Source organism: Flavobacterium sp. (genome assembly GCF_035760125.1).
In the GTDB taxonomy this organism is placed as follows: domain Bacteria; phylum Bacteroidota; class Bacteroidia; order Flavobacteriales; family Flavobacteriaceae; genus Flavobacterium.
Genome location: NZ_DASTTN010000201.1, coordinates 1 through 7,289 on the forward strand (window position 1 = coordinate 1; position 7,289 = coordinate 7,289).

Genomic DNA, 7,289 nt, shown 5'->3' on the forward strand with positions numbered 1-7,289 from the left:
CCGAAAATAGGGATTCTGAGTAGGAAATAATGAGAAGCATTTCTGTATGCTAGATTGTCTTTAAAAATACTTGCTGTTATAATCAAACCAACAAGAAGTAACAATATATAAATCCCATAGGATTGTACAATAGAAGACAAATTAACAATCATCTTGGTCAACATTGGGAGCTCCATATGATTCTGCTTAAAAATTCCCTCGAACATTGGTACGACATAACTCAACATAAATACTACCACAACTACAGCTGTGGTTAAAACGATTGAGGGATAGGTCAATGCTGCAACTATAATTCTCTTTTGTTCATTTTTACGTTCATAAAACACACCTAATTCTTGACATACTTGTGCGGTTGTGCCCGTTTCCTCCCCTATTTGAATCGAATAATATTCATATTCCGAAAAAGATTTTGATGCCATCAATGCCTCCGAAAATGGCTTGCCATTAACTACCTCATTCAAAATCGATTGAATCAATTCTTTATCTGCTTTTTTCTTTAGGGATTCTATAATCAAAGTTAAACCTTCCTTGAAACTAATACCTGCTTTGAGCAAAACGGCCAGTTCCTGGTAAAAAGCCTGCTTCTTTTTATTATTGAATTGCTGACCAAAAAAAACAATATCTTTTTTAAGCAATTCTTCTATACTGCTACTTTGCTTCTTATTTACAGTAACATCCTTATTTTTGACGTTTTCTAGTTTAAAGGCCATCTTCTTGATTCATACTAAGGGTTAGGTCATTTTTTTTTGATACAAAAATTTCATAATCTGGTAACTCTACCATTCCTGAAATTGATATGGCGTCAATGGTACCTTCTTTTATCTCCTCCCCTTCAAAAAACAATTTATGAACATCTAATTTTAATTTCAGAGTATCATTATTTCTCAAAGTGTAATTTTCTTGAAACGAATACAAAACTGTATCCATTTCAGATTCCATAAGTAAATTATGATTATTTGCATTGTATTTTATGACATTCAATTCATTAAAATCCTGCCACATTTTTTGCTCAAACAATGCCAAACTGCTTGTTTTTTCAAAATTTGTTTCAATCGTATGAATCTGTTTTTGTACTAACCGCAACACACTAAAAGCCATACCTACAACAATCGCTGTTATAATCATAACCACCAACAACTCGGGTAACGTAAATGACTTTAGTTTATTTTCTGACATAACTTCGCTGTCTTATTATTTCTTTAGTACTACCATTAGTTGCCAAAATCTTAAGTCCTTCTTTTAAGTCCTTCTTTTCTATTTTGACCTCAATATCCCAGCCTCTATAATTTTCTTGATAAGGTAATTTTAACATTCCATTCTCAAGCTTGTATTCCAATTCATTCAATCGGTATTCTATAGGATGGGTATTTTGTGAAAATGTATTTAAAATCAAATTATTTAACACTAAACTCGCTATTACAAAAATGATAACAATAAGAACAGATGCTACCAAAACTTCCACCAATGTCGCTGATTTAATTTTTTTTAATATAGCCATTTCATAATTGTTTTAGGTGCATTTTCGAAAATAACCCCTCCAAAAACAATAGGCGTGTTCTCATTTTCAATCACTCCATCATAAATATGATTTACAAAAATAGAACCTGCCTGATTCGCTATAAACTGCTTGGTATAAACAGAACCAGAAACTCTGCCTTTAAGCTCAAAATTACCATTACAATATACTTGCCCTTTAATTCTGGCATCCTTTTCCAATATTATTTGAGTTTGAAAATCAGACATTTCTTTAGTCTGAAAAGACAAAACACTACCTCTGATGGTGGAACCCGAATCTATAAAAATTTTATTTTCAAAAATAGTATTAGACACCAAGCCAGAACTTGTTTTATTATCTTGATACAATACCAATGCGGATGGATAATTAAGTTTACACATTTTACCAACCGTAATCCTTTTTGAAGCGATAACTTGGAAATTACCAATAACTCCTTCCTCAATTTCCACATTTGGCGCAATTAAGATAACATCCTTCAAGAATGTCGTATTTTTTACACAAATAATCGTATCTGATTTAATAATTACATTTCCTGAAATTTCCTTGTTCTGCAACACAATTTTATTTTTTGAATAACTTCCTTTTGTATTATTCTTAAAAGAAACAGCTATTTTTTGATTGCTCTCTAAATTGATATAATCTGCGGGTCTCAAAGGTTTATACTCTTTCAAATAAAATGACAATGCTTCTACAGCACTCATATTTAACTTTGGCATACTAGAAGTACTTTTTTTAATAGCCCCATAAATTAGTTGCTTCCCGTAATAACTATTCCCTGCAATGTAACCTGTTTTTACTCCTTGAGTAGGTAAATAGACATTCCCTTTGATTGTAGTTCTTCCTACCACTGTCAATGGATTTTGGGTTTCCTGTAAAAACAGTGTAGGATCTTCTTCAGAATTAATCAATGAACCAATAATAGCAGTTTTTTTAAATATTTTTTTTCTAAACTGAGTCACAACAAACGCTTTTTCAAAAACACCCCAAGGAGACAAATGCACTTTTACACTCTGATTTTCATTTTTTATAAAATCAATATCCAATGTATCTCCGTTAAACTCGTTTTGTTCCAATAAATATTCTATTCCTATCGCTGAAAGCTGAATATTTTCAATAGCCCCCTTCGATTGTTCTTTCATGTAAATAAAAGTATAGGCATACAAAATCAAAGCACTTAAGAGTAATGCGATGAGTACAGCTACAAAAACTGTAAATTGCAAAGCTCCAGACTTGAGTTTATGATTCCACTTTAATTTCAATTGTCCAGCAATATTAAGTTCAAATTGCCTTTGTAAGTAACATAAATAGATTCTTTATCTCCATTCTTCAAAAAAATCTCTTCCTGCATATCCCCTGTTTTCATAAAATAATTTTTACCTGCAATAACCAACATGAATCTTTTGTGTTTTTCTTTGGGATCAGAAAGCATTCCTTTATATTGTATCGATGGCCAGACAATTGTTTCTTCTGGTTTGATCTCCTTTTTAATCTTAACTTTACTTGTACTTCCTTTTGTCACTACTTGAGTATTATATATTTTTCCCAAAAATGGATCTCTATAATTCACATTTATTAAAAATGGTGTTCTTTCTTTTAATTTAAAAGGCTTAACAGTAAACTCCATAGATGTATTTGTTATAACTTCATCTGGAGTAGAAAAAGAAAAAAATTGAAATATTACAACTCCCCATATTGACAAGACTACAGGTAAAAGGATATATATACTTTTTTTACTTTTCATTATCTTTTAATTAATTATCATCTAGTTGATTAAACATTATAGTAAACATTTACCAAAACAATAACCCTATTGGAATTAATTTATTGTAAAATTAAAAACAGAACTCTTATCACTTACATTCCCAGCTAAATCAAATGATTTTAAAAACCAATAATAAGTACCTGACTCAAGGTTCTTAGTAAATGAATTATTAACTTCACTTTTGAGTTGCAAAGTAGTCAATGCACTGTCTGTATAAACATAAATACTATCCTTTTCGGTGCTCCCTACAATTGGAACACGATTCCAATTAAAAATTATATCATTAACTGTTGTAGTACTCTTATCCAGTGGACTTGACAAAACAGGAGTATTAGGCTTGGCAGTATCTACTAAAATTGATCTTGTGCTATATAAGGTCTGTGAGGTTTCGTTGATTGCTCTTACCTTCCATGAATAATTTCCATCAAGAAAAGAATAATTTAAGTTTGAGTTGGTTATGGTTTGATTATTGATAATGGTACCGCCACCATCAATAATCTGAATTTGATAACCGCTTGCACCAATAATGGGATTCCATTTTAAAATTTGACTACTTACATTTGTAATCAAATCATTTACAGGACTTGTCAAAACTACTGAATTGTCATGAAAATCATCATTACTGACAACAGAAAAAAATCGATTTGTGAAAGGAGTTTTGTAGGCACTATTTACAGCTTGCACCCTCCACTCGTAATCTGCTACCGGAAGTTGTTGAGTAAAAGAGGTACTGGTAACGGTCGTATCCAAAACAATTTGCAAAGCATTTTCAAAATTTGGCTTGGCTATCTGTAAATGATATTTTGTGGCATCTGCAACATTTTCCCAAGAAAACAGTACACTGGTAGAAGAAAATTGTGCTTTATCAAAAGGAGCCATTAAAACAACCTTTTGATCAGTAATATCTGTTTCCAAAATAACACCTTCACAAGAAAAGAGCGTCAAAGAAAAAAGCAAAAAAAAGAACTTGCAGAGATTTAAATTTTTCATTGAGAAATTATAATATATTTTTTGGGACTTTATTTTTTTTGAGAATCACTATAAAACTAGCTTTTACTATCACATATCAAACAAGCTTTCTTGCTTCTCTTTTTTTGGTATCTTCTTTTTGGTAACTCCATTGCACTTAGTGTTTTCCTCAATAATATCACCAATATACCATTCTCCTCTTTCTGTAACGCCCCAACAAAACTTGCTCAAGCGATAAGCAACTATATTCAAGGAATTAATAAACAAAGTATCTGTTTTTTTACCTAGTTTGTATAACGAAATGGCATACTTACTGTCTTGGTAGTTCGTCAGATAAAAAGTGTCCGCTTGCTTTATTTTATTTATATCTTCAACAGAAAAACAAAAAGCCAGGCTACTGACTACCTCAGAGTTTTGGGTATCCTTAATAAATCTAAAAACATCTTTATTATAATCGGCGTTTAATTCATTAACAAATTGCAGCACATCCAATAACCTAACGGTTGCCAACTCAGGCTTTTTAGGTAAACTATCAACATAAGCCACATTCGATTGGTCTTGATTGTACCTTGCTTTAGCTTTATAAATTCGATACAATTTTCTGTTAAACGGAACTACCTCAATAGCGATTCGTATATTATTCTCCAACTTAGGCAATGTTCGCACTGCAAATTCATTATTAGCTTTTGAACCCAACTTCGATTGGCCAACACTACCCAATTCTGGTGCTGTATCAGAAACTTTATAGGTATCATTCTTTATTTTAGTAGATTGGCATGCAAAAAAAAATACTGATAGCAGTAATAAAAAAATATTTCTCATTATTTAAATTTTGTAGTAAAAGTAATTAAATCATTTTCAGTTATGCAAATTATTTATTATCTCTTCAAAGCAAAATGCCCTTTAAAAATTCTTCCATCTTCCAATTGAATCGAATACCAATAATCAGTAGCCGGCATTTGCTGGCCAATATAAGTACCATCCCAGCCATCACCCACTGGACTAATTTCTTTTATCAATTTCCCATAACGGTCAAAAATTCTAACTGTGGTTTTTGCATTGAAAACATTATTTACCCCTTTTAGGTTCCAATTGTCATTGTACCCATCCTGATTGGGTGTAAAATAATTAGGAATCCCTAAAATGGCCACTTCCTGAGGAACGATACCACAACCGTTTAAATCCTTGACAAAAACAGTGTGAATTCCTGCTGAAACATTGGTAAACACATTGCTGTTTTGATAATCACCAAATTCATTGTCCAGCGAAAAAACATAATCACCGGCACCCTTAGCCAAAACAGTTATGCTGTTTTCCGAAGATAAATCAACAATGTCCACCTTAACCGTTGCTTTATCGGATGCATTTACGGTGATGGTTCTTGTTTTGGAGCAGCCTTGGTTATTGGTTGTCTCGACTTTGTAAATTCCTTTATTGTTGACTGTTAAATCATAATTTATTTCATTAGCAATTGAGTTTTGGTCTAATGTCCAAGCATAAGTGAAATTATTTTTTTGAGTTTCATCCAGTAATCCAGCATTGATTATTTTGGTAAAAGTGGGTAAATCACTACACACTAGTTCATCCCCTGCTAATTCAATATTTGGCACCGGGTTAACCACAAATGGAATAATTGTAGTTGCAGTACAAGTAGGATTTACGGGATTGATAACTTCCACTTTTACATTTTGTGTAGCAGTCACAAAAGGATTGGGTAAGGGAGAAGAAAGAGCATTATTATTTTTATCAAAATAATTTACCGTCATTCCGGTTTGTCCTCCCAAAATTGTAGTTTGAAAACTGGAAGTATCAAAAGCATATTTACCGTCCTGCAAAACAGGATCAGTTTCATCATCACAAACGGTTGTTAGCGATGTTGCAATTGGGAAAGCTTCGGGTAAATCATCGACTATAAACTGCAAAGTGGTATCAAATGTGCAAGCAGTTGCTGTATTGTTGGCAACTACCACTTTTAGCGTTTGTGAGACCGTTAGAAACGGATTAGGTAATGGACTCGGCAACGTATTGTTATTTTGATCAAAATAAGAGACGGTGACATTGGTGAGTCCATTCAACAAATTGGTTTGAACCGTCGAAGTGTCAAAGGCATACTGTCCATCCTGATTATCATCGCAATGATTTTGCTTCATTGATTGCACAATAGGAATGGATTCTACCGTTAGTGTAATATAACCTCCTAATCCCAAGCAATCATTATTGAGTTTACTATCCACACGAATATAAATGCTTTGGCTGTTTGGTGAACTTGTATTTCTATAATTCGAAATATCAGCAATGGCATTTTTTTCGGCTAAAGCATCCGTTACATTTTGATAATAGGTAATGTCCAAAAGCTGTCCTGACGGAAAAATATCTTGAATATTTTGTGTCACCTCACTAAAATCGAACGAAGCAATTCCATCTGTATTGGTACCAGCAATGGCATCATCACATTGCGCAAAAGTTTTAGAAAAAGTCAACGGAATCTGGGTAGTTGAAACTATTAGATTCAGTTGGGCAATTCTAAAACAACCGTTGTTATTGGTTACCCGGACAAATACTTTGTCAATGCTTACGGTTTGGTTGGTATACGCTGTTGTGTTAGTAATAGTATTGCTATTGTTTTGGGCATCCGCTAAAGTTTTATAAAAACTAATACTTTCAACTGCTGAATTAGCTGTTATCTTAGTAATCGCTTCTTCTAAATTAAAAACACTGAATCCGTCAATATTGTCATCACATTGTTTCAAGTCAACGGTATTGGTAATGACTGGCAAGGAGAAAACTTCAATTTTGAACGAAGTAGTAGCTGTACAATTTGGATTGTCTTTGTTAACCACTTTTACAAAAATAGTTTCTGATGGATTGGTATTTTGATAAGTTACTGGAGTCAAAATAGCCTGTGTCAGTCCTGCATCTTTGTAATACGAAATCAAAAACTGTGTTGCCAATTGACCATTTAGAATACTAGTTGCTTTTTGAGTTAGATCAAAGATTACTTTACCATCAGCATCCGTTCCAATAGTGGTATTATCACAACTG

At 32.7% G+C, this 7,289-nt stretch carries 8 protein-coding genes; all 8 read right to left on the reverse strand.

Translation table 11 applies throughout. The features are described from left to right. On the reverse strand, window positions 1–710 hold a 710-nt coding region (locus tag VFS71_RS07525; protein WP_326400313.1), incomplete at its 3' end, for a type II secretion system F family protein. Further along, window positions 700–1,176, reverse strand: a complete 477-nt coding sequence (locus VFS71_RS07530; protein WP_326400314.1) for a PulJ/GspJ family protein — start codon at window positions 1,174–1,176, stop codon at window positions 700–702. The genes VFS71_RS07525 and VFS71_RS07530, both read right to left, overlap by 11 nt. Next, entirely contained in the window at window positions 1,163–1,498 is a 336-nt protein-coding gene (locus VFS71_RS07535) for a hypothetical protein (protein ID WP_326400315.1), read from the reverse strand. Before VFS71_RS07535 ends, VFS71_RS07530 begins: the two co-directional genes overlap by 14 nt. Then, window positions 1,486–2,775, reverse strand: coding sequence for a hypothetical protein (locus tag VFS71_RS07540; protein WP_326400316.1), 1,290 nt, complete (start codon window positions 2,773–2,775; stop codon window positions 1,486–1,488). Before VFS71_RS07540 ends, VFS71_RS07535 begins: the two co-directional genes overlap by 13 nt. Continuing rightward, window positions 2,772–3,257 (reverse strand): hypothetical protein, encoded by a 486-nt coding sequence (locus tag VFS71_RS07545; protein ID WP_326400317.1) that lies wholly within the window; start codon window positions 3,255–3,257, stop codon window positions 2,772–2,774. The genes VFS71_RS07540 and VFS71_RS07545 overlap by 4 nt, the downstream gene beginning before the upstream one ends. 75 nt (window positions 3,258–3,332) lie before the next feature. After that, window positions 3,333–4,268, reverse strand: coding sequence for a fibronectin type III domain-containing protein (locus tag VFS71_RS07550; RefSeq protein ID WP_326400318.1), 936 nt, complete (start codon window positions 4,266–4,268; stop codon window positions 3,333–3,335). Between the two features lie 69 nt (window positions 4,269–4,337). Continuing rightward, entirely contained in the window at window positions 4,338–5,069 is a 732-nt protein-coding gene (locus VFS71_RS07555; RefSeq protein ID WP_326400319.1) for a hypothetical protein, read from the reverse strand. 56 nt (window positions 5,070–5,125) lie between these two features. Then, the coding region (locus tag VFS71_RS07560; protein ID WP_326400320.1) for a T9SS type B sorting domain-containing protein at window positions 5,126–7,289 on the reverse strand (2,164 nt) is incomplete at its 5' end.

Coding starts and splice junctions, on each gene's coding strand:
- VFS71_RS07530 (WP_326400314.1), bottom strand. CDS start 1,176: ATGTCAGAAAATAAACTAAAGTCATTTACGTTACCCGAGTTGTTGGTG.
- VFS71_RS07535 (WP_326400315.1), bottom strand. CDS start 1,498: ATGGCTATATTAAAAAAAATTAAATCAGCGACATTGGTGGAAGTTTTG.
- VFS71_RS07545 (WP_326400317.1), bottom strand. CDS start 3,257: ATGAAAAGTAAAAAAAGTATATATATCCTTTTACCTGTAGTCTTGTCA.
- VFS71_RS07550 (WP_326400318.1), bottom strand. CDS start 4,268: ATGAAAAATTTAAATCTCTGCAAGTTCTTTTTTTTGCTTTTTTCTTTG.
- VFS71_RS07555 (WP_326400319.1), bottom strand. CDS start 5,069: ATGAGAAATATTTTTTTATTACTGCTATCAGTATTTTTTTTTGCATGC.